Here is a 22,816-nt window from a genome sequence, read left to right as displayed (position 1 = left end):
ATGAAGAGAATGCCGCCATGATCGCGGACGCGGTGGACCCAGCCGGAAAGACGAACAGTCGAACCAACGTCCGATTTACGCAAGGCTGCGCAGGTGTGGCTGCGGTAACGGTGCATCATATGTGCCTCTGAATTTATGCTGGTTGCCGGTAAGCGTGGGAAAAGCCCCGGCATAAGCCAAGAATTTGGGCGGACAAGCGCATTTTGAGGGTGATTTGTCAAGATCGGGGCGCAGACAAACGCATTCTCATTCGCTATAGAAAATTTATGACCATGATTACAACCACCGACCAACTTGAACAGGCTGTCGCCGCTCTTTCGCAATCCGATTTCGTGACCGTCGATACGGAATTTATCCGGGAGACCACCTTCTGGCCGGAGCTCTGTGTCATTCAGCTTGCCTCGCCGGACCACACGGCAATCGTCGATGCGCTGGCGCCTGGCCTTGATCTTGCTGCCTTTTTTCGACTGATGGCCGATGAGAAGATCGTCAAGGTCTTCCACGCTGCACGCCAGGATATCGAAATCATCTTCCATCTTGGCAATCTGATCCCGCATCCGGTTTTCGACACGCAGGTTGCGGCCATGGTGTGCGGTTTCGGCGATGCGATCGCTTATGATCAGCTGGTGCAACGCGTTGTGGGCGCGCAAATCGACAAATCGTCACGCTTTACCGATTGGCGCCGGCGACCCCTTTCCGACAAGCAGCTCGACTATGCGCTGGCCGACGTTACCCATCTGCGCGACATTTATCTCCACCTGAAGCAGAGTCTTCAGGAGGAAGGCCGCACCGATTGGGTGCTCGACGAAATGAAGATACTCACGGCGCGCGAAACGTATGACATGCATCCGGACGATGCATGGAAGCGGCTAAAGATGCGTTTGCGCAAACCGCAGGAGCTCGCGGTTCTGCGCAGCGTCGCCGCATGGCGCGAACGCGAGGCGCGCGAGCGCAACGTGCCGCGCGGACGCGTACTCAAGGACGATGCGATTTACGAAATCGCGCAGCAACAACCCCGCGATGCCGAGGCGATGTCGCGCCTGCGGACGATCCCGAAGGGCTGGGAACGATCGAGCATGGCAACCGGCCTGCTCAACGCCGTCAATCTTGCGCTCGACCTGCCAAAGGAAGATATGCCGCGCCTGCCGAAATCGGTGCAGTCGCCGGAAGGAGCCGGTGCTGCGGCGGAATTGCTGAAGGTGCTGTTGCGGCTCGTTACCGAGGAACATGGCGTCGCCGCCAAGGTCGTTGCGACATCCGACGAGATCGACAGGATCGCGGCCGAGGGTGATGTTGACGATATTCCCGCGCTTCAGGGTTGGCGGCGCGAAGTCTTCGGCGAAAAGGCGTTGCAATTGATCAACGGGTCGCTTTGTCTGAAATTCGAAAACAAGAAGATCCGGGCCGTTCCCTGGCCGGCGGAATAGGCCGATAGTTCGGCCAGGATCGAAGCATCGATATGGAGGTGCCGCTAACGTTGCCGGCATGATCCATCGCTACTATAGGCGCCCCATGTCCAGTCCTGCCGTTTCGACTCCGCCGCTCGCCAGAGAGATCGCCCTCCTCGCCGTGCTCGCCACGCTGTGGGGCGCTTCCTATACCTTCATCAAGATCGGCGTTGAAACGATTCCGCCCGTCACATTCATCGCTGCACGAACTTTGATCGCCGGGGGGCTTCTCCTTGCCATCATCAAGATGCAAGGTCTCGCCTTGCCGAAGGATCCGGCAGTCTGGAAGCGCTTCTTCATACAGGCTTGCATCAACAGCGTCATCCCGTTCACGCTGATTGCATGGGCGGAGGTTACCGTCGACGCCGGCCTCGCGACGATCCTCAATTCAACCACGCCGATCTTCACGTTCCTGCTGACAGTGCTTGTCACAAGGCACGAAGCCGTTACCTCACGCAAACTCTTCGGCGTCGTCGCCGGCGTCGTCGGTATCAGCCTTATCATCGGCCTCGAGGCATTCAACGGCCTCGGCAAAGGACTAGTCTCGCAGCTTGCAATTGTCGCAGCGACGATCTCCTACGCCTGTGCCGCGATTTTCGGACGCGGGTTCAAGGGCCTTGACCCGATGATGCCCGCCGCCGGCTCGATGATCTGCGGTGCGGTCCTGCTCATACCGCTAAGTATCGTCGTCGACCATCCGTGGACGATCGTTCCCTCAACCCAATCAATCTTCGCACTGTTCGGCCTGTCGATATTCTCGACTGCCCTCGCCTTCGTCATCTACTTCCGTCTGATACACACACTTGGATCGGTCAGCACGACGTCACAGGCATATCTGCGCGTACCGATCGGCGTTGGTATCGGCGTCCTGTTCCTCGGTGAGAGCCTGACCTCGACAGCTTGGCTCGGGCTCATATGCGTCATTGCCGGGGTTGCCGCCATGACCCTGCCTTCGCGCAAGAAAACAGCATCCGCGCAAGTATAACGCCCTAAAATAGGCCACAACAACCAAGGCCGGTGGAGCGCTCCACCGGCCTTTCGCTTTATGTCGTTGTGCCGTCTAGAACTTCACCGTCAAATCCGCCTTGACGGCATTGTCGTTGACCCGGCTGGAGAACTGGCCGACATAGCTCAGGCCCACCGTGGTTTTCTTGCCGATGCCGACGTCAAAGCCGGCCTCGACGATGCCGGTATCCTCGGCGATGGGCAGGCCCTCGACGCTGAATGCCTGGCCGGTGGCAAAGGCAAGGTTCGTCTGCGGCGTCACGTCGCCGAAGGCATGGGTCCAGCCGAGCATGCCGCGGGCGGTGAGGACCGTGCTCTCGCCCAAGGCAAAATCATGCGCGGCGCGCAGACCGTCGTCGTGCCGATGTCGGTCGATCCGGCATTGCCTATAAGCGCGCTGATGGCGCCGTCCTCGACGATCGGGAGCGATTGGCTGCGGTTCCGCCTCGACGGTCCTTTCGACGAAGCTGACGGTGCGGTCATTGGCGCTGGTCGCGCCGGTCACCGCCGCAAGATACTTGTACGCGGGCTCGACCGCCTCGAAATCGCCGCTGACGCCGGCATCGGCGGTAAGGATGAAATGGGATGTTTCGAGAAGGGCGGTCATTTCCTGTTCGCTCATGAGCGCCGGACTGCCTTCGAGCCGCACCGAGACGATGCCGCCGAGCAGCGCCGCCTTGCCGGTGACGGCAAGACGGTCGGCGCTCGTCCCGTCGGCGGCGATTTCGACGTCGAAATTGCTGCCCTTGCCGAAGGTCGCATCGCCGGCAACGGTCAAGGTGCCGATGGAATTACCCGGCGCAACCGTGCCGCCGCCATTGGCAGCGAGGCTGCCGATCGTACCGTTGCCGCCAAGGACGCCGCCGTCATTGACAGTGACGCCCGCCGCCTTGCCGTCGACCCGCAGCGTGCCGCTATGGTTGACGATCGCGGCGGAGCTGATCGCGCCTTCCTTGCCGATGCCGAGGAGACCGCCATTGACGATGGTATCGCCGCCATAGCTGTTGTTGCCGGTCAGCCACAACGTGCCTGCGCCGGATTTGGTCAGGCCGGCATCATAGCCGGCAGGATCGGCAAGCTTCTTGGCGAGGTAGACGTTGCGGGCTTCAAGGTGAACATACTCAGCCTGTCGCGACGCGACAATGCCTGACGCCAAGATCTTGGCCAAGGCGACATCATCGGTAAATTGCTTGAGGTACTCATCCCTGCCAAATTTCATTGAATAATAATTGTCGACCCAATATTTGTCTTTTTCCTTTTCGAACGCCGCCAACAGCTGTTCTGCTGTGTCATTATTTTCTACCGCAGCGCGCAGGCGTGTGAATTCTTTTGAAGAAGTGCTGTCCAGCCCCGCAGCCATCAAGGCTTTGAACAATTCCTTGGCTGCCGGCAGTCCCGAAACGATCCCGGGAACGACAATCGCATCATAGTCGGCCGGAATGCCGTTATCGAGGCCGATAGCGGATTTTCGCGTCGTCCACGCAACGATCTCCGCCTGTTCCTCCACCTTGCGCTGCAATAGCGCCTTATCGGTGATATCGTTGCTCCAGACATCGCTGGTGCCGACCGGCAGCTCGGCATTGAAGCGGCCAAGGAACTGACCGGGGCCGTTCATCGCTTTCTTGAGATCCGGCATTCCCCAACCGAAGACGATATTGGGAGCGTTGGGGTCGTCACCTTTGACGCGGCCGTCGGTCAGATGCTGAGCCGTGGTGAACAGCACGTCACGGGCCTGGGTGCTGGTCATATAGGGATAGCGCAGCATCACCAAGGCCAGCGATGCGGTGACATTCGGGGCGGCGGCCGACGTGCCGCTGTAAGTTGAACGATATGCCGGTTTCAATGGCTCCTTCGCTAATTCTTCCGGCGTATGACCTCCGTGGTCTCGGTCATCATCCCCGCCGTTCTGACTTAAAGATGTTGTGCTAATGTCTAACGTAGGGCCTGCCATACACCAATACTTGGTCAGACCGCAGCGATCGTAAATGGATTCTTTCTTTTCAGTTACGCCGGTGACACCAATCCAATACTTTTCGATCTCGGGACGAAAGTAAGGCAAACTGGATACAGCGCGTGGATTATCTCTTCCTTCATTGCCATTGGCCCAGACCTGAATCGTGCCGTATTGCTGCGACACCTCCGCGGCGGCATCCAGAAAGGTTTTTTTCCCCGAGAACCTGTTGTAGAGTTTGATGGTGCCACGGAGCGTGCCGTAGTCACCTGCGGTGGGTGACTCCTGCCCCCAACTCGAGTTGACAACGCGCGCGCCATTTCGGGAAAGAACCGCATAGGCTTCGTTGAAATACTCGTAATCGACGTTCGGTCCGTAGACGGTGTTGTCTGTTCCTCCCGAATTGGCCGAATAGAGATGCGCATCAAAAGCAATTCCATGCATGCGGTCTGTCGCGGAATTACCCGTCGCATCACGCTTGGCAATCATTTCACCGGCGGCTGACGTGCCGTGGCTGTCATTGAAAAATGGGTCGTAGTCGCCAAAAACCTTGAACTTGTCGCCCTTCTTCCAGGTCTTTCCACTTCCATCAAGCTGCTCGCCGTCCAAACCATAGGTCCCCTCAACGATCAGGGACGTAAATTGACCTTGCAATTGAGGATGACCGGCAAAGACTCCGGAATCCACCATACCAATCTTCATGGTCTTGCCGGTAAATCCATAGGCATAAGCATATTCGGCCTTTACATCCGCGAGGGCGTGGTCCTTCAAAAATTCCGGTGTTCTCCAGGTCGCAGCAGCTGCTTCAAGATCGTCGGTTTTCGTGCCGTCGGCATTGAAATACTTGCCGGCTTGCTGCGCCGCTGCGCCAGAACATGCGGCGGCAAGCGACATGGCGGTAAGGGCGGTGCTCTTGAGATGTTTGCGAAAAGAGGAAATATGATTTTGGCGTGCGGAAACAGCCGCACCAATGGCGTGAAAAGGCATAAAAAATAATCCCAGTGTTAATAAAACAAAACTTAAAAGTGGATACGAACAATGCGAGTCAGTAAGCATTCAACCCCGGCATGGGTCAAGATGCATAAAATAGAATCACCCAGGCGATCCGACCATTTTTTAACCAATGCGACAAATTGCGCACGCCAGCGGCAGGTTCACTGAACATTGCAAGCGGGGCATGAAGCTTCATTTGCGTCGATCATGCTAGCCACCAGCTTCGAGTGAAGGGATTATTCGCGAACGGACGAGATCGTGGAGTTGGTCGACATAGCCCGAGCGGCCCGACAGAGTTTCGGCGTCCGATGTCATGACGATGACCAACTCCGCATGGGGCACGACGTAGATCATCTGCCCGCCATAACCCCAGGCATAATAGAAGGGCTCACCGCCTTGTGTGTTGGCGATGAACCAGCCGAGGCCATAGGAATCGCCGGTGAAGGGCGAGCTTGTTCGTGGCGTCCAGGATTGATCGATCCAACCCTTCGGCACGATTTGCCTCCCATCATTCGTGCCTGAATTCAGGAACAATTGGCCAAATGCCAGCATTGCGCGAGCCGACAGCAACATGTCGTTGCCGCCGAAATAGATACCCTGCGGGTCACGGGGCCAGGGCGGGATGTTGATATCGAGTGGCTTGCCAAGCCAGTCCCGGGCGAGTTGCAGCGTCGTGCGGCCGCTGCGCTTCGTCAGCAAGGCTGAAAGGATGTGCGAGTTGCCCGTGGAATACAGCATGCGGCCGCCGGGCTCGTCGACGAACTCGCGCGACAGCGCATAACGCACCCAATCGCCGCTCGAGACCCAGCGTCCATAGTTCGGCCCGGAGGTGCGCTCGAGACCGGCCTGCATGGATAGGAGGTTGCCGATGGTGACCCTTTCCAGCCGCGGGTCCGGCGTGGCCGGCAGCTTGTCGGCCAACAGCGGCGCAATGGGCTGATCGATACTCGTAAAAAGCTCGCGCTCGATGGCGATGCCGACAAGCGTGGCAATGACGGTCTTCGACACGGATTTGACATTGACGGGGACTGTCGGTCCTAGGCCACGAAAGGCTTTCTCAATGCGAACTTCGCCCCGTGACGCAACAATCAGAGTATGCAGTTGCGGTAATGCGTTGGCCGCCCCGACGATCGCGTCGATGGCGGCGGGATCGAACGATCCCGCCGTTGGGGTGGAATAGACCGCACGCGGCACAAGAACCGCACCCATGCCTGCGAGCGACGTCAGCAACAGGTTCCGCCGGTCAATGAGCAACGCGAGATAGACATATTGGGAGCTTGCTGAGCGATCCCGACGCCGGCAAGATAAAACCTCTCACTTCGGCGTGATCGGCGCGATAGCAGCCACTACGATCCGACAGTCATCCGCAGGTTCTTGCCGGTGAGTTTTGCCAATTGCTGCAGCCTTCCCTCAGGAACGTCGCCGATCAGGTCGGCCTTCGACTTGTGGACGACCAGATCGATTCCATTTGCTGTGGCCTTCCAGGAAAGGTAGGGCACAACTCCCGCCATGGAAGCAGAGAACGGGTAGACGATGCGCATGATCGCAGCAAGTATGCGCGAATATTCGAGAAGGCGGGGGCTTGCAATTGCCGCGAGTTCCGGATCCGCGACACTGTTGGTGATGCCTTCGTGCCGGAAGAAATTGGCAAGCGCGATATAGGCACGGCCAGGATGATCGATGCCAACAAATGCCGCGTTGGAGATCATGTTCAATGCCTGCGAGCCGCGATAATCCGGATGAGCCCGCCAGCTGATGTCGGCAACGAGGCAGGCGGCGCGCCGGTAACGGCTCTCATCCTCCGTCTCGTCATAGCCAAGCGCGGCAAAGGCGCCCGCTGTCCATTCGGCGAGTTCGCGCGCATACGCCGGCGAGCGGGCGCGCAGCACCGCCAGTTCATCCGCCGCCGAGATAAGCGGGTCTTCCAATTGCTCGTTTTCGGAAAGGAGCGAATAGAGGAACCCCTCGCGCACGCCCAGCGCCGAGAAGACGACCGTTGCCGGACGCATAAGCTTGATGGTTTCGAGAAGCGCGATTGCGCCATAGGAAAGCAGCGAGCGCCGATTCTTCGAGACGTCCTCGATACCGCGCATATATTCGAGGTCACCCACGGCAACGAGCTTTAGAAAGCGCTGCGCCTCTTCGAATGGGATTTCGTAATGATGCATGACATGGAGCGGATAGTGCGTGGCACTCATGTGCAGTTTGGCGAGATTTCGCCAGGTGCCGCCGACGGCGTAGAAGGTCCGGCCCTTGCCATTGGCCAGAAGCTTGGCAGATGCCAGATACTTCCTCGCGATCGTTACTGCCGTCGTTAGATCGCCGTCCGACATATCCTGTAGGCGAAGGCCGCCGAGCGGCAGGGTAATGCCGTCGCCGATCTGACGACCCTTGACGTCGACAAGTTCGAGACTGCCGCCGCCAAGGTCGCCGGCAATGCCGTCAGGATCGTGGAAGCCGGAAATGATGCCCAGCGCGGAATAATACGCCTCTTCGCGGCCGGAAAGCACCCTGATGGGTTCTTTCAGCAGCGCTTCGGCCTCCTTGATGAACATCGAGCCGTTCTCGGCTTCGCGGGCTGCCGCCGTTGCAAGCACGTCGAGCGATACCGCGCCCGCCTGGTCGGCGAGAGCCCGGAAGCGGCGCAGCGCGCGGAGCGCGCTCTGGACTGCCTTGGCATTCAGCTTGTGCGTCTTGACGAGCCCCTTGCCGAGGCCGCAGAGGATTTTTTCATTGAACAACACGGTTGGCGAGCGGTTGACGCCCTCATAAACGACCAGGCGCACTGAATTCGAGCCAATATCGATCACGGCGGCTGGCTGACGCCCTTGTACGCGGCCTTGTGCAGCGGAAATCATGCAGCCTTGTTTCTTTTCAAGCGCTTGCGATGGGCAATCAGTCGAGGTGCCGAGGATTTCAGAGACTTGCCACGGCCGGACAGGCTGGGATTTGTCATGAAATATTCCTGCGCGTTGAAAGCTTCTTCACCTTCGGCCGGCTCAATCCGGCGCGACGTTCCGTCTGCTAGTAACTCGTAACTCTGCTGGTTGTCGAGCACGTTGGCCAGCATAATCTGTGAAAGAACCTGTTGATGCACAGTTGGATTGGTGATCGGAACCAACGTCTCCACGCGGCGGTCGAGATTGCGCGTCATCATGTCGGCAGAGCCGAAGTAGACCAGCGCCTTTTCGGACGGGAGGCCTTCGCCATTGCCGAAGCAGAAGATGCGGCTGTGTTCAAGGAAACGACCGACGATCGATTTTGCGCGAATATTTTCGGAAAGACCCGGGACCTGCGGGCGCAGGCAGCAGATGCCACGCACGACAAGGTCGATTTCGACGCCATGCTTGCTTGCCTTATAGAGTGCATCGATGATTTCGGCATCCACCAGGGAATTCACCTTCATCCAGATCGAGGCCGGACGACCGGCCTTGGCATGCTCGATTTCTTCGCTGATGTGCTGCAAGATGCGCGGGCGCAGCGAGATGGGCGAGACTGCGATGCGCATTTCGCCGGATGGCGGGGTGTAGCCGGTGATGTAGTTGAAAATCTGCGCCACGTCGCGCCCGATCGCCGGTTCACACGTGAAGAATGACAGATCGGTATAAATCTTTGCCGTGATCGGATGATAGTTGCCTGTACCGAGATGCACGTAACTGCGCAAGCGGCTCTCCTCGCGGCGCACCACCAGTGACATCTTGGCATGCGTCTTCAACTCGATGAAGCCGAAGACCACCTGCACACCCGCACGTTCGAGATCGCGTGCCCAACGGATATTTGCCTCTTCGTCAAAACGCGCCTTGAGTTCGATCAAGGCGGTCACGGACTTGCCGCTTTCGGCCGCATCGATCAGTGCCCGCACGATGGGGCTGTCGTTCGATGTACGGTAAAGCGTCTGCTTGATGGCAACGACGTCGGGATCGGCGGCGGCCTGGCGCAGGAACTGGACGACGACATCGAAGGATTCGTAAGGATGGTGAACGACGATGTCCTTCTCTCGGATCGCCGCGAAACAATCGCCGCCATGTTCGCGGACACGCTCGGGAAAGCGCGGGTTGTAGGGGACAAACTTGAGGTCGGGACGTGGGATGCTAACGATTTCCGACATCATGTTGAGGGCAAGCAACCCTTCGAGCACGCTGATGCGATTGTCGGGAACGCCGAGTTCCGTCGCAACGAAGCTGCGCAAGGATTCCGGCATCTCGTCATCGAATTCGATGCGGATGACCTGACCGCGGCGGCGCCGCTTCAGCGCGCTTTCGAAGAGGCGCACGAGATCCTCCGCCTCTTCTTCCACTTCGATGTCGCTGTCGCGAATGATGCGAAACGTTCCTGCGCCCTTGATTTCATAGCCGGGAAACAACCGGCCGGTGAAGAGGCTGATGGCATCCTCCAATGTCAGAAAGCGGAAGTGACCGCTCTCGTCAGGTATCTGGATGAAGCGTTTCAGCGCCTGCGGCAGACGGAGCAATGCCGTCATGGGCCGGTTGTCGCTGCTGCGATTGAGCAGCATCGCGATGGTGAATCCGAGATTGGGAATGAACGGAAACGGGTGCGCCGGGTCGATGGCGAGCGGCGTCAGCACCGGATAGATGGTTTCGAGGAAGTGATCTTCCAGCCAGGCTTGTTCCGTACTCGTCAACCTGTCGGGCCGCACGATTTCGATATTCTCCTTGAGCATTTCAGCACGCAGCTCGGTGAGCCTGATCTGCTGCGCCGCCTGGAGCCGGCCTACCTCGTCGAGGACGAAATCCAGCTGTTCCTGAGGCGTACGCCCGTCGTCGCTACGGTCGGAGACACCAGCGCGAACCTGGCCGGCAAGACCCGCAATACGGACCATGAAGAATTCGTCGAGGTTGGCAGCCGATATCGACAAAAAACGTAGTCGCTCCAGCAAGGGCTGATGCTTGTTCTGTGCTTCCTCCAGCACGCGCCGGTTGAACTGCAGCCAGGAGAATTCGCGATTGACAAACCGATCGACGCTTTTCGGCAGATCGGGCAGATCGACGCTCTCGACCGGTTGCGGAATGAGGGGCGCCTGTTCGTTCATGGTCAATCTCCAATCAAATGCTTTCCGCGACTATACGGGCAATAGACCATGCGGTCAGGTTACAGCGGCAAACTAATGCGGTCTTTTGACAGATTGTTTGCAAGCGGCTTGAAATCGCATTCAGGATGATACAAACCCTAGGGAAAGAGAAGTCAATTGCGCGCACGCGCGTTGAGCGACGAGTCGTCAGGAGCGAAATATGGCTGGACACAGCATCCCTCATTTCCAGAACAGCGCTGGTCATGCAGCGATCAGCATCGGCGTGAAGGAATTCATGTGCGTTGGCGCAAATCCTCCATTCGACCATCCTCACGTTTTCCTGGACCTTGGCGACGATAACGAAAAGGTCTGCCCCTATTGCTCGACGCTCTACCGTTATGATCCCTCGCTTCCGGCCGAGGTGACGGTGCCGGAAGGCTGCATCTACGTGGACAGGGCTGCTTGAACCGGGACGGAGAAACTGGTTCCATCCGGATGTCCTCTGGCCCAACCCTGATTGATCTCAAGACAGAACGTAACAGGCGAATTCCCAATCATGACCAGATCATCATTGCGGGCGCGGGCATTGCCGGCCTGACGCTTGCTCTGGCGCTTAGCGAAAAAGGCTTCTCGGTCCAAATCTTCGAAAAAAGTGCGACACTTGCCGAAGTCGGCGCGGGCCTGCAACTCTCGCCCAACGCCACGCGGCTGCTTGATCGCCTGGGTGTGCTTGAACGGCTGAAATATGCGTCCGTCGAACCCCAGGCAATCTGCTTGCAGGATGGTCGGAGCGGCGACAAACTCTTGCATCTGCCGATTGGAGAGTTGGCAAGAGCGCGCTGGGGTGCGCCCTATATCGTCTGTCATCGAGCTGACCTGCAAAATGCCCTGCTCACCGAGGCACGTGCTCGTGCCAACATTGCAATGCAGCTGCAATCGACGGTAACCCAACACAAATCTGACCGCGATGGCGTTCTTGTCCGTGTCCAGTATCACGATCGTATCGAAGAGCACCGCGGTGCCCTGCTTGCCGGCGCAGACGGCGTTTGGTCAGACATGCGCACCGCCTTATCCGACATGGACCGTGCCCGCTACACGGGAACAATTGCTTGGCGGGCTTCGGTGGCAGTGGATCAGTTACCGGCTTCCTTTGCCGCTCTCATGCCTCCCGGCACCAATGTTGTGGCATGGACCGGACCCAACGCCCATCTTATCGCCTACCCGATCCGCTCTGGGCAAATGATCAACTTTGTGGCGGTTGCACCGGACAAGAACAACCGTCGCCGCTGGGACGACCAGCAACCCAATTTCAGCCAGGATTTCATCCGCGCATTTGCAACATGGAATCAGGGTATCCGCGACGTGATGCGTGCCGGCCGGCCATGGGCGCCATGGCGGCTGTTTGCCATGCGGAAATGCCAGTTCAAGATCGAGGAGCGGGTGGTTCTGATCGGCGATGCCGCCCACGCCATGACGCCGTATGCGGCGCAAGGTGCGGCCATGGCCATTGAAGACGCCTGCCTGCTCGCGGCGGCGCTCAGTACCGACGGCAAAAGATGGGCGCCGGCGATCGACCAATTCAGCAAGGCCCGGTCGAAGCGGGTTGGTGCTGTCGTGCGGCGTGGCGCGTTGAACCAACTCGCCTATCATGCGAGGGGTCCGGTCGCTCTCGCCCGCAACGTCGTGTTTCGTCATCGCCCTGTCGAGAAATTCGTCGAAGGTTTTGACTGGCTTTATGGATTCGATGCGGAGATGCGCGGGTAGTAGTTCGGCAGCCGTTGCGGCGCGGCGCTTGAGACCGCGGTCGATTGCCTGCAGTTGAAAGCAGCGGCCACATGGGTCGCTGCCAAACAATTCCGGATCAAATGGGCGGCGTTACTCAGTGCAAAATCTGGCTGAGGAACAGCTTGGTGCGCTCGTGCTGCGGGTTGTCGAAAAATTCCGCCGGGGCGTTCTGTTCGACGATCTGACCCTGGTCCATGAAGATCACGCGGTTGGCGACCTGGCGTGCAAAGCCCATTTCGTGGGTGACGCACACCATGGTCATGCCTTCTTCGGCGAGTTGTACCATCGTATCGAGCACTTCCTTGATCATTTCCGGATCAAGCGCCGAGGTTGGCTCATCGAACAGCATGATGCGCGGGTTCATGCACAGCGAACGGGCAATCGCCACGCGCTGCTGCTGACCGCCGGACAACTGACCGGGATATTTATTGGCCTGTTCCGGGATCTTGACGCGTTCGAGGTAGTGCATTGCGACCTCGTCGGCCTTCTTCTTAGGCATCTTGCGCACCCAGATCGGCGCCAGCGTGCAATTTTCAAGAATGGTCAGGTGCGGAAACAGGTTGAAGTGCTGGAAGACCATGCCGACTTCACGACGAACTTCGTCAATCTTCTTCAAGTCGTTGGTCAGTTCTATGCCATCGACGATGATTTTGCCGCTCTGATGTTCTTCCAGCCGATTGATGCAGCGGATCATGGTCGACTTGCCCGAACCGGACGGTCCAGCCACGACGATGCGTTCGCCTCGCATCACCTTGAGATTGATATCCTTCAGAACGTGGAAGTCGCCATACCACTTGTTCATGTTGATGATGTCGACGGCCACGTCGGTCTTCGACACGTGCAAGAGCGAGCGGTCGACGTGGATTTCATTGGGGTCAACAACGTTTTCGGTTGTCATGGTATGGTGCTCCTTAGCGTTTATGTCCTTTGTCGAGCCGCTTTTCCATGAAGATGGAGTAGCGCGACATCCCGAAACAGAAGATCCAGAATACGAAGCCGGCAAAGATCAGGCCGGAAATGGGTGTTTGTGGCGATGCCCAATTGGCATCGGCGAAGTGCTGCTTCACCGTTCCAAGCAGGTCGAACATGCTGATGACCGTCACAAGACTGGTGTCCTTGAAGAGGCCAATGAACGTGTTGACGATGCCTGGAATGACCAGCTTCAGCGCTTGTGGGAGAATGATGAGCCCGGTTTTCTGCCAATAGCTCAAACCCAGTGAATCCGCGCCTTCATACTGGCCCTTTGGAATGGCCTGCAGACCACCGCGCACAACCTCCGCCATGTATGCCGAAGCGAAGAGCGCAACGCCGATCAGCGCACGAAGGTATTTGTCGAACGACACGCCAGGCGGCAGGAACAAGGGCAGCATGTAGCTTGCCATGAACAGCACCGTGATTAGCGGGATGCCGCGGATCGTCTCGATGAAGATAACGCACAGCATCTTGATAACCGGCATCTTTGAGCGCCGTCCGAGGGCAAGGGCGATGCCGAGCGGCAACGATACCGAAATGCCGACGAAGGAAAGTGTCAACGTAACCAGCAGCCCGCCCCAGGTGGCGGTCTCCACATAAGGCAGGCCGAACCAGCCACCGACGAGCAGGACGAAGGCGATGATCGGGAAAATGAAGAAGAAGACGATCGCATTCGCCACCTTGTAGGGGGCTTTCGGGATGAGCAGCGGGACGAGCAGCAAGACGAACAGGATCGCGACGATATTGACACGCCAGTGCTGATCGATCGGATAGGGTCCGTACATGAACTGGTTGAAATTGGCGTTCACATAGGCCCAGCAAGCGCCCGACCACCCTTCGGGCTGGATGCCACCCTGTGCCACAGTCGAACAGACCGAGCGGTCCGGACCCGACCAGACGGCGTTGACGAACAACCATTTGATCATCCCCGGCAAGAACCAGGCGATCACGAGAATCGCAAATAAGGTGAGGACCGTATCGTAAGGCGTTGCGAAAAGATTGATCCTGATCCAGCGGATGATGCCCCGCTCGCCCAGCGGCGGGGTCTGGCCTTGCAACATTTCGGTGCGAACGAAGCTCAGATTGTTATCCATGATCAGCGCTCCACCAGTGCCATCTTGGCGTTAAACCAGTTCATGAAGATCGAGGTCAACACGCTGATGCCGAGATAGACAACCATCCAGATGGCCACCACTTCGATCGAGTGGCCAGTCTGATTGAGGATGGTACCGCCGACGGCCACGAGATCGGGATAGCCGATCGCGACGGCGAGAGACGAGTTCTTGGTCAGGTTGAGGTACTGGCTCGTCAAAGGCGGAATGATGATACGCATCGCCTGGGGAACGATGACAAGCCGGGTCGTTGGACCAGCGCGCAGCCCGAGCGCATGGGCCGCCTCACTCTGTCCCTTGCCGACGCCGCGAATGCCGGCGCGGACGATCTCCGCGATGAAGGAAGCGGTGTAGAAGGACAAGGCCAAATAAAGCGACATGAACTCCGGGCCAATCTGCGCGCCCCCCTTCAGATTGAAGGAGCCGAGGACCGGATAGTCGAAGGAAAGCGGAAAACCCTTGATCAGCAGGGCGAGGAGCGGGAGACCGGCGATCAGCGCAATTGCCGTCAGGCCAACCGGAAACTGCTGCCCCGTCGCCATCTGTCGCCTGCCCGCCCAGCGCTTGACGAGCAACGAGCCAACGATCCCGACAATGAGGCCGACGCCTGCAAGCCATGCCCCCTCGCCAAAAACCGGAGCGGGGAAGAAGAAGCCGCGATTGTTGAGGTAGGAGTTGAGCGGCAGGGCGATGCTCTGCCGCGCTTGCGGCAATACCGAGAGGACACCCAGATACCAGAAGAAGATGACCAACAACGGCGGAATGTTGCGAAATACCTCGACATAGACCGTGCAGATCTTGCGGATGAGCCAGTTTTGCGACAACCGCCCGATTCCGATGACGAAGCCAATGATCGTTGCCGTTATGATACCGACGAAGGCAACAGTTATCGTATTGAGGATGCCGACCCAGAGAGCGCGTACGTAGGTGGAGTCGCTCGAATAGGCCAGGTAGGGGCTGCTGCTGATGTCGAAGCCGGAGCGCCCGTCAAGAAAGCCGAATCCCGATGCGAGATTGGCGCGCTGCAAATTGGTGACGGTATTGTTGACTATCCAGTAAACCAGACCCGCGATGACGAGAACCGTCAGTACCTGAAAAACAAGTCCGCGAATCTTCGGATCGTATAGAAGCGACGCCTTGGCGCTCGTTCTTCCGACAGGCGTTATGTCCTGCGATGCCATTGACCCCTCGATTCATTCTTAAATTTTTATTCTTATTATTATTGTTTTTGCTTTGTGGGGCGAGGAGGCAATGGCCCCCTCGCCCCATGTTATTTGATCATGAGTTGATCAGCGGATCGGCATTGCGTATTGCAGGCCGCCCTTGCTCCACTGAGCATTGATGCCGCGGGCAATCTTGAGCTTGCTGCCTGCACCGATGTTGTTTTCGAAGACTTCGCCATAATTGCCCACGGCCTTGACGATGTTGACGACCCAATCGTTGGTCAGGCCAAGGTCGGTACCAAGCTTGGTATTGGCTTCCTGTCCGAGAACGCGCTTGATTTCCGGGCTGTCGCTCTTCGTCAGTTCCTCGACGTTGGCCTTGGTGATGCCTAGTTCTTCGGCAGTCAACAACGCAAAGTGCGTCCAGCGAATGATATCAGCCCACTGATCGTCGCCCTGGCGAACGACGGGACCAAGTGGCTCCTTCGAAATGATTTCCGGAAGAACAACATGGTCGTCCGGCGCCGAGAGCGTCAGACGGATGGAATAAAGGCCGGACTGGTCTGTGGTGTAGACGTCGCAACGTCCCGAATCATAGGCAGCGTTGACCTCTTCGAGCTTCTCGAACACGACGGGGTTGTATTCCATCTTGTTCGCTTTGAAATAGTCAGCAAGGTTGAGTTCGGTTGTAGTACCTGCCTGTACGCAAACCGAGGCGCCCGACAGCTGAAGCGCTGAATTGATGCCAGACAGCTTCTTTGAATTGATCATGAAACCCTGGCCGTCAAAGTAGTTGACGCCGGTAAAATCGAAGCCCTGCGTATCGCGGCTGAGTGTCCATGTGGTGTTGCGGATCAGCACGTCAATTTCGCCGGACTGCAAGGCCGGGAGGCGATCCTTGGCCGAGAGAGGGGTAAACTTGACCTTGGTGCCATCGCCAAAGATCGCCGCGGCAACCGCGCGGCAGTAGTCGACGTCGAAACCGGACCATTCACCCTTGTCGTTCGGGGCGCCAAAGCCGGCAAGGCCGGTATTAACACCGCACTGCAGGAAGCCCTTCTTTTTGACGTCGTCGAGTGTGCCGGCGGAGGCGGCGGTCGCCAACAGAACCAGCGCCGAAACAGCAAGCGTGCCCTTCAGAACAAGATTTTTCATAACAAGTGTACCCTTTGGTTGTATTGCCCTTAGTTCCCAGAGAGGAAAAACACGATATTGGCAGGTAACCCCCATACCCAAAAAGGGCCCCAATACCTCTCCCATTCACCGCTGCATCGAAGGCCATTCTGTCTCTTTGGTCAAGGGACAATCTTTGCTTGAGAATATTGCAAAACGCGCCGTTAACCTGCCTGTCGAACGAATTTTCTGATTATTCCCTGTGCAAATCTTCTGTGGCTCACCAAAAGTTGTCCCGGAAGCGCAATTTCGGCCAGAATCGCCCTTGTTCTGAGATGAAGGCGGTACGGCGTCCAGCGAGAAACCTTGCCAAAGCAATCGTGAATAGAAAGCCGACGCTATAACCGGCCACGACGTCGGTCGGATAGTGGGCGCGAACGAGGATTCGCGTAAAGGCGATGAACATCGTTGCAAGGATGATTACGACCCGCCAGCGCGGGAACCATAGGGCAAGTACGGCGCCCACTGCCCCCATGGTCGTCGAATGGCCGGACGGAAAGCTTGCGTAATCATATCCCGCCACAAAGGGCGAGAACGCGTTGGGGCCAAGTGTGTCGATGAATTTGGGCCGGGCGCGTCCAATCATGAACTTCGCGATATTCGTGAGTATACCCGAAAGTGCGATCGCCCAGAAAGCGAAAGTTGCCTGCGCGTAGATAAGCCCGAATTGAATCCGCCGTGTCCTGGCCAGTGCCCGCCAATCGATGCCGATCAGGCAGACGGCAACTGCAAAGGCCGGAATCAAATACCATTGCGACAGGCCGATATCGGTCAGGTGACGCGCGCCGCGCAAATAGCCGTGCGATGAGAGCGTACGCGACAGCCACTCGTCGTAGGGATGAAGCATGAGGATAACGAAGACGATAAGGACCGACGCCATGGTCATGCCGTGCGTCCAGGCCGGCTCCGTTGCCGGATAGGCAGGAACATTCAAACGGCGAAGAAAGCGAATGACGGATTGGGCTGCGCGCGCGATGCCGGATTGGCGGTCCTGAAACTGCTCCGTCATGTTTCCTTTCGACGCTCCCTGTTGCAACCGGCACGCCGCCGCATTATCGACTTCTAACCAGGCATACAAGATGTGGAGACGAATTCATGGACAAGCAACCGGGTAAGCCAGCAAAACTGGGCATCAATACCAGACTGGCTCACGGTGGATATGACCCGCGCGATTATCACGGTTTCGTCAATCCACCGGTCGTCCATGCGTCGACGGTTCTGTTCCCCGATGCAGAAACCATGGCGAGCCATAAGCAGAAATATACCTACGGAACCCATGGAACGCCGACAACGGACGCACTGTGCCGCGCGATCGACGAACTCGAAGGCTCGGCGGGAACACTGCTTGTTCCCTCAGGCCTGGTCGCCGTAACGGTCCCCCTCCTCGCCTATCTTGCACCGGGAGATCATCTGTTGATGGTCGATTGCTGCTATGGCAACACCCGGCATTTCTGCAACACGATGCTCAAGCAGTTCGGCGTCGAGGTTGAATATTACGATCCGCTCATCGGTGCCGACATCGAAAAGCTGATCGGGCCCAACACCCGCGTCGTTTTCACAGAATCGCCTGGGTCCAACACCTTCGAAGTTCAAGATATCCCGGCAATCGTGGAAAAAGCCCATGCCGCCGGCGCGATCGTTATGATGGACAACACCTGGGCAACGCCGATCTACTTCAGGGCACTGGATTTCGGCGTGGACATCTCCATCCATGCGGCCACCAAATATCCATCCGGCCATTCAGACATATTGATGGGAACCATCTCGGCCACCGAGAAATGCTTCAAGAAGCTCGATGCAGCCTATACGGCCCTCGGACTTTGCGTCAGCGGTGACGACGCCTACCAGATACTGCGCGGTCTGCGCACGATGGGGGTACGCATGGAGCGGCACGCCAAGAATGCGCTCGAAGTCGCTAAGTGGATCGAGGAGCAGGAGGGCGTTGTCGAGGTTCTCCACCCCGGACTTGAAAGCCATTTGGGTCATGTGCTGTGGAAGCGCGATTTCGGCGGCGCCGGCGGTGTCTTCTCGATTGTCATTGATGGCGGCGTAAAGCAGGCGCATGCCTTTCTCAATGCGTTGAAGATATTCGGCCTCGGCTATTCCTGGGGCGGCTACGAGAGCCTTGCCGTACATGTCAATCTCGGCGGACGGGTCATCACCGGACAGAACTACGCCGGCCCCCTGATCCGCCTCCAGATCGGGCTCGAAGACCCTGCCGACTTGATTGCGGACATCGAGAACGGCCTTGCCGCGGCCAAAGCCGTATAACGGGCATGAAAAGAAGTGATTTCAGTTCGTGCGTGACGCTTGGTAAAACCTTCGCATGAACAGGTTTGCTACAATCCTCGCGCTCGTAACCGCACTCTGCATCGGCTGGGTGCCGGTATTCGCCGCGCCCGCACGCCTTGCCGCTGAAATCGAGACGCCTCATGTGGGTGGCAAATCTGCTGCGCAACACATGCATCAACGCAGCGAATGTGCCGGGCAGCACTGCGCCAAAAATTCTGCACCACATCCGGCCCTCTGCGCCGCCTGTATCGGGGTTCCGGCTATGGTGATAACCGTGCTGATAGGCACAAAGCCCAAAATCATTATTCCGCGCGGCCGGGAATTGCCGCTCGTGACCAGGATACCGGCCCCTTTACCGCGTCCACCAACGCTCTGATCGTCTAAAGCTTTTCGCATTTGACGCGCAGGCAAGCTGGGCCACAGCCTCGCGTACTCTTCGCCGGCCCATGGAAAGTTAAAGCAATGAACAGAGTTTACACAGCAGCGCTGATTTTCGGCATCGTGTTCGCAACGCCCAGTCTGGCGCAGGATCACAGTTCCCACGGGACGATGCAGCACGACAAGATGGCAAAACCGGCTGGCGATCAGAGCGCTTCGTCGAAGGCCTTTGCCGCAGCCAACGCCAAAATGCACGAGGGTATGTCCATCAAATTTACGGGCAAGACCGATCAAGACTTCGTGCGTGGTATGATCGCGCATCACCAGGGTGCCATCGACATGGCGAAGATCGAACTCGAATATGGCAAGGACGCGGAAATTCGCAAACTTGCCGAGGAAATCATTGCTGCCCAGGAAGCCGAGATCAAACAGATGACGACCTGGCTGAAGAAAAACGGCGGCTGAGGCGACTGAACGACGCTGGAAAAGCAATCACCCGCCGACTGGGCGGCGGGTGATCACAATCAGTGACTTCAGAACTAAATGCGCGATCTAAATACGCATCTCGTAGCTGGCGGCGCGCTTCTGCAAGCACAGTTGCCAGAGACTATGGGCGGCATCGGCATAAGTCGACGTGCCGACCTTGAAATCAGCCGAACGCAGCGGCAACAAATCCTCGACGACATCGAGCGTGCGCGCCGGAAGAATATCGGTGCAGGTCCAGAGGCGCCGGAAAACCGTGCTGATCGCCACACGCTTCTCATTGACGTCAATAACCGGTTCGTCAGTGCCGAGTTCCCAGTCCTCAAGGGCGTCAATGGCCTCTTGAAAGGCGTTATGCAATATGATCGGCGCGTGGCCGTCGTGAAGTGGGTGCAGCAAACCAGGCATTCCTGTCTCCTCACTCTTTGGGTTGCACGACCGGGGGCTCCCGGAAGCAGAATCATAAGGGTGGAACCACCGTTTCAGCAAGCGCAAACTGCGATACCATACTAAATTACTAGGCATATCGGATTAAATCCAGTTTGCGCTACAGTTTTAACCTTCATAGTTTATGCAAACTGCGAACAACCTTTGGCATCTATCTGAATATTATCCGTTGCTCCTATGACCAACTCATCGGAGGGGCTTGGGGGGAGCGTTCTGTGCCCCACTGGAAACGACTCGCTACCACAACTGATTATTCGCTGACTATTTGACGCCGATCTCAAACTCAAGTAAGAATTGACGAATTGCTTTCAGATTTTATTTTAAACATTGGATTTTGGTACAATGTCTTTCGATAAGCGTGTGCGATTTGGATCCACATCGACTTTTACTTCTGGAAGAAAGATAAGATGGCTTAGCATCCTGTCGGCGGCCTGGGCTTTTGCAGTCAATTTCAGTCGGAACCCGCGCGGCAAGGCCGACGAATCGGAAGGCATCGCCGATGCTGCCGCGACTTTGCCACCCGACAGCGATGTCATCCGAGTTTGCCGCATTCTGGACAGCGCCGGCATGCTACGGCGCAATGCCGTCGTACTGCAACTCGGTGCTGGACGGGGGCTTACCACGATCGCACTCGCTACATGCGGTACATTTTCGACAGTGATCGCGGTTGAGCCCGAGCCTGGCAATTTCAGGATACTTACCAAGAGAGTGACGGACAACAACGTGGAACACGTCGTCAGAACAGTGCCCTGCGCGGCTGGCATGATCGATGGATTGGCCACCTTTTACATCAACGGGCTCGATAGCCTAAAAAGCAGCATCAAGCAAAAGAACGCGTCGGACGTGCCGGTGAGAATCGCAGTAAACACGGCTCAAACAATATTGGACGATGCGCGCATTGCGCCGTACCAGTTGGGTCTCGTCTGGATGGATATTGAGGGCTATGAGGCAATGGCCTGCCTGGGGCTTTTAAAGGCCCTCTGGCTTGGCATACCGATCCTTATGGTATTTTCACCTGACCCAGCTCACCCCCACCACACAGCCGCTTTTTTGCGTTTTCTGGCGACCCACTACCATCGTTGCGTCGTATTCGAAGGCGAAACCGCACGGACGATAGCCTTAGCCGAAATACCTGTCGATCGTGTGGGGCTGCGCATCCTGCTCATCAATTAGACAGTCCTCGGCAAGGCCCAACCGGCGAGATTGTCGCGAGCCATCTTGCCAAAACAGCGCCGTTGGCCCATTCATGTCCGCGCTGCTTCGCGATCGGGGACATTTGACTTATGACGATACGGCACCTTCAGGTGATCATCCTTACCGCACTTCTTGCCGGTTGCGGCAACATCCAAGGCCAACTCGACAACGAGAAGATTTCCTCTCTGCGCTACGACTCGGTTGACTGCGCGGCTCTGGTCGCACAGCGCAATCAGGCGATGGCTGAGGTCAGCCGCCTGTCGAATGGTGCCGGCTATCAGGATCCCAACGTCATTGTCGGTCTTGGCCCGTTCCTTCCCGACTATCGCACGAATAACCAAAAGCAGGCAGGCGCGCTGCAGGGCCAAGTTGACTCGATGACGCGTTCGATCGACCGAAGGAAATGTGCCGGATAGACCACCTTATATCGCGTCCATCGTTAAGCTCTGCTATCCTTGAAAACTGACTTTTTTATTCAAATTTTGAAGAAAAGACCCCGGATTTACTTTTCGCGATAAAGATTGTTTGGTTGTTTCGTCTTGATTCCATCCGATACGCATTGATGAGCCAAAGGGGCAACCACCATGATTCTGGGTATGACGCCATTTACCTTGTTCCACGTGATTTTGAGCCTTATCGGCATCGTGACAGGTTTCGTTGTCCTGTCAGGACTCTTGAAGTCAGAAAACTGGCCCGGCTGGACTTTCATGTTCCTGCTCACGACCGTCGGCACAAGCGTCACGGGATTTCTATTCCCGTTCAGCGGCTTCACGCCGGCAATCGGGGTCGGCATCATCTCGATGATCTTCCTTATCCTTGCGATCGTGGCGCTTTATGCATTCCGCCTCGTAGGTTCGTGGCGCTGGATCTATGTACTGAGCGCAGTCGTGTCGCTCTATCTCAATGTGTTCGTGCTCGTTGCGCAGTCGTTCCAGAAGGTCCCTGCCCTCAACGCACTTGCGCCCACTCAGTCGGAACCGCCATTCGCTATCGTCCAGGGAGTCGTCCTCATACTCTTCGTGATTGCTGCGCTTCTTTCGCTGCGCCGCTTTGCCCCCCGCCTCGTGTGAGGCGACGAGCAGAAGGGGGCGTCGACCCAACTTGCCGCGTTATGGCTAGTCTTGTTTTCACGGCATGTTGATTAGCAAAGCTGGTATGTGAACGCCACCAATATTGATCTTTGTTGAATAAGCGCAAAACTAGGCGTACACATATCGGCTTAGGCGACAAATAAGCTTTCAGCCTTCCGGTAAACGGAAGGTCATTTGCTCTTCTCCAGGGAGTGACAAAATGGGAGACGCGACGCTTCATCTGCCCCATAATGCAAGTTGCGCGACACAACAAATACTGCAAAAAGTTCGCGAAGAAATGCCAAAGAAGCCAGCAAGCCC

The 22,816-nt window shown here is 57.2% G+C and carries 20 protein-coding genes; 10 read left to right on the top strand and 10 right to left on the bottom strand.

Annotated features, from left to right (window positions below; genetic code table 11):
• The first annotated feature begins 266 nt into the window (after window positions 1–266).
• Both rnd and AAAB35_RS16735 read left to right on the top strand, forming a co-directional pair.
• Window positions 267–1,427, top strand: a complete 1,161-nt coding sequence (gene rnd / locus AAAB35_RS16740) for a ribonuclease D (protein WP_340669424.1) — start codon at window positions 267–269, stop codon at window positions 1,425–1,427.
• Between the two features lie 85 nt (window positions 1,428–1,512).
• A complete protein-coding gene (locus tag AAAB35_RS16735; RefSeq protein WP_340669423.1) occupies window positions 1,513–2,433 on the top strand; it encodes an EamA family transporter in 921 nt (306 codons plus the stop codon).
• A gap of 75 nt (window positions 2,434–2,508) precedes the next feature.
• On the opposite strand, the gene AAAB35_RS16730 is transcribed toward AAAB35_RS16735, so the two are convergent.
• From AAAB35_RS16730 to AAAB35_RS16715, 4 genes are all read right to left on the bottom strand, one after another.
• On the bottom strand, window positions 2,509–5,391 hold the full coding sequence (locus AAAB35_RS16730) for a S8 family serine peptidase (RefSeq protein ID WP_340669422.1): 2,883 nt from the start codon (window positions 5,389–5,391) through the stop codon (window positions 2,509–2,511).
• 216 nt (window positions 5,392–5,607) lie between these two features.
• Complete coding sequence (locus tag AAAB35_RS16725) at window positions 5,608–6,627, bottom strand: serine hydrolase (RefSeq protein ID WP_340669421.1); 1,020 nt, start codon at window positions 6,625–6,627, stop codon at window positions 5,608–5,610.
• Window positions 6,628–6,743: 116 nt separating this feature from the next.
• Complete coding sequence (ppx, locus tag AAAB35_RS16720) at window positions 6,744–8,255, bottom strand: exopolyphosphatase (protein ID WP_340669420.1); 1,512 nt, start codon at window positions 8,253–8,255, stop codon at window positions 6,744–6,746.
• Window positions 8,252–10,447: an RNA degradosome polyphosphate kinase gene (locus AAAB35_RS16715; RefSeq protein WP_340669419.1), complete on the bottom strand. Its 2,196-nt coding sequence runs from the start codon at window positions 10,445–10,447 to the stop codon at window positions 8,252–8,254. The genes ppx and AAAB35_RS16715 overlap by 4 nt, the downstream gene beginning before the upstream one ends.
• A 199-nt stretch (window positions 10,448–10,646) precedes the next feature.
• On the opposite strand from AAAB35_RS16715, the gene AAAB35_RS16710 reads away from it, so the two are divergent.
• A complete protein-coding gene (locus tag AAAB35_RS16710; protein ID WP_027232370.1) occupies window positions 10,647–10,892 on the top strand; it encodes a zinc-finger domain-containing protein in 246 nt (81 codons plus the stop codon).
• Window positions 10,893–10,921: 29 nt separating this feature from the next.
• On the top strand, window positions 10,922–12,190 hold the full coding sequence (locus AAAB35_RS16705) for an FAD-dependent monooxygenase (RefSeq protein ID WP_340669418.1): 1,269 nt from the start codon (window positions 10,922–10,924) through the stop codon (window positions 12,188–12,190).
• A 115-nt stretch (window positions 12,191–12,305) separates the two neighbouring features.
• On the opposite strand, the gene AAAB35_RS16700 is transcribed toward AAAB35_RS16705, so the two are convergent.
• From AAAB35_RS16700 to AAAB35_RS16680, 5 genes are all read right to left on the bottom strand, one after another.
• Window positions 12,306–13,109, bottom strand: coding sequence for an amino acid ABC transporter ATP-binding protein (locus tag AAAB35_RS16700; protein ID WP_027232368.1), 804 nt, complete (start codon window positions 13,107–13,109; stop codon window positions 12,306–12,308).
• A 13-nt stretch (window positions 13,110–13,122) separates the two neighbouring features.
• Entirely contained in the window at window positions 13,123–14,277 is a 1,155-nt protein-coding gene (locus AAAB35_RS16695) for an amino acid ABC transporter permease (RefSeq protein ID WP_340669417.1), read from the bottom strand.
• A gap of 2 nt (window positions 14,278–14,279) precedes the next feature.
• The gene (locus AAAB35_RS16690; RefSeq protein WP_340669416.1) at window positions 14,280–15,476 is read right to left on the bottom strand and encodes an amino acid ABC transporter permease; all 1,197 of its coding nucleotides are present in this window, start codon (window positions 15,474–15,476) and stop codon (window positions 14,280–14,282) included.
• Between the two features lie 108 nt (window positions 15,477–15,584).
• A complete protein-coding gene (locus AAAB35_RS16685; protein WP_340669415.1) occupies window positions 15,585–16,613 on the bottom strand; it encodes an amino acid ABC transporter substrate-binding protein in 1,029 nt (342 codons plus the stop codon).
• A 238-nt stretch (window positions 16,614–16,851) separates the two neighbouring features.
• The gene (locus AAAB35_RS16680) at window positions 16,852–17,640 is read right to left on the bottom strand and encodes a phosphatase PAP2 family protein (RefSeq protein ID WP_340669414.1); all 789 of its coding nucleotides are present in this window, start codon (window positions 17,638–17,640) and stop codon (window positions 16,852–16,854) included.
• An 86-nt stretch (window positions 17,641–17,726) separates the two neighbouring features.
• On the opposite strand from AAAB35_RS16680, the gene AAAB35_RS16675 reads away from it, so the two are divergent.
• The 3 genes from AAAB35_RS16675 to AAAB35_RS16665 all read left to right on the top strand — a co-directional run bounded on the left by AAAB35_RS16675 (window position 17,727) and on the right by AAAB35_RS16665 (window position 19,766).
• A complete protein-coding gene (locus AAAB35_RS16675; protein ID WP_340669413.1) occupies window positions 17,727–18,902 on the top strand; it encodes a cystathionine beta-lyase in 1,176 nt (391 codons plus the stop codon).
• A 55-nt stretch (window positions 18,903–18,957) separates the two neighbouring features.
• A complete protein-coding gene (locus tag AAAB35_RS16670; protein ID WP_340669412.1) occupies window positions 18,958–19,299 on the top strand; it encodes a hypothetical protein in 342 nt (113 codons plus the stop codon).
• 86 nt (window positions 19,300–19,385) lie between these two features.
• The gene (locus tag AAAB35_RS16665; RefSeq protein WP_340669411.1) at window positions 19,386–19,766 is read left to right on the top strand and encodes a DUF305 domain-containing protein; all 381 of its coding nucleotides are present in this window, start codon (window positions 19,386–19,388) and stop codon (window positions 19,764–19,766) included.
• Between the two features lie 87 nt (window positions 19,767–19,853).
• On the opposite strand, the gene AAAB35_RS16660 is transcribed toward AAAB35_RS16665, so the two are convergent.
• Complete coding sequence (locus tag AAAB35_RS16660; protein ID WP_340669410.1) at window positions 19,854–20,192, bottom strand: hypothetical protein; 339 nt, start codon at window positions 20,190–20,192, stop codon at window positions 19,854–19,856.
• A gap of 381 nt (window positions 20,193–20,573) precedes the next feature.
• Here AAAB35_RS16660 and AAAB35_RS16655 point away from each other — a divergent pair, with 381 nt between their 5' ends.
• From AAAB35_RS16655 to AAAB35_RS16645, 3 genes are all read left to right on the top strand, one after another.
• The gene (locus AAAB35_RS16655; protein WP_340669409.1) at window positions 20,574–21,404 is read left to right on the top strand and encodes an FkbM family methyltransferase; all 831 of its coding nucleotides are present in this window, start codon (window positions 20,574–20,576) and stop codon (window positions 21,402–21,404) included.
• Window positions 21,405–21,514: 110 nt separating this feature from the next.
• On the top strand, window positions 21,515–21,841 hold the full coding sequence (locus AAAB35_RS16650; protein ID WP_340669408.1) for a hypothetical protein: 327 nt from the start codon (window positions 21,515–21,517) through the stop codon (window positions 21,839–21,841).
• Between the two features lie 168 nt (window positions 21,842–22,009).
• A complete protein-coding gene (locus AAAB35_RS16645; protein ID WP_340669407.1) occupies window positions 22,010–22,495 on the top strand; it encodes a hypothetical protein in 486 nt (161 codons plus the stop codon).
• The last annotated feature ends 321 nt before the right edge of the window (window positions 22,496–22,816 follow it).

This window comes from Phyllobacterium sp. (assembly GCF_037994425.1).
Classification (GTDB): Bacteria; Pseudomonadota; Alphaproteobacteria; order Rhizobiales; family Rhizobiaceae; genus Phyllobacterium.
The sequence above is the reverse complement of the archived record's forward strand: the minus strand, read 5'-3'. Positions and strand labels throughout refer to the sequence as shown.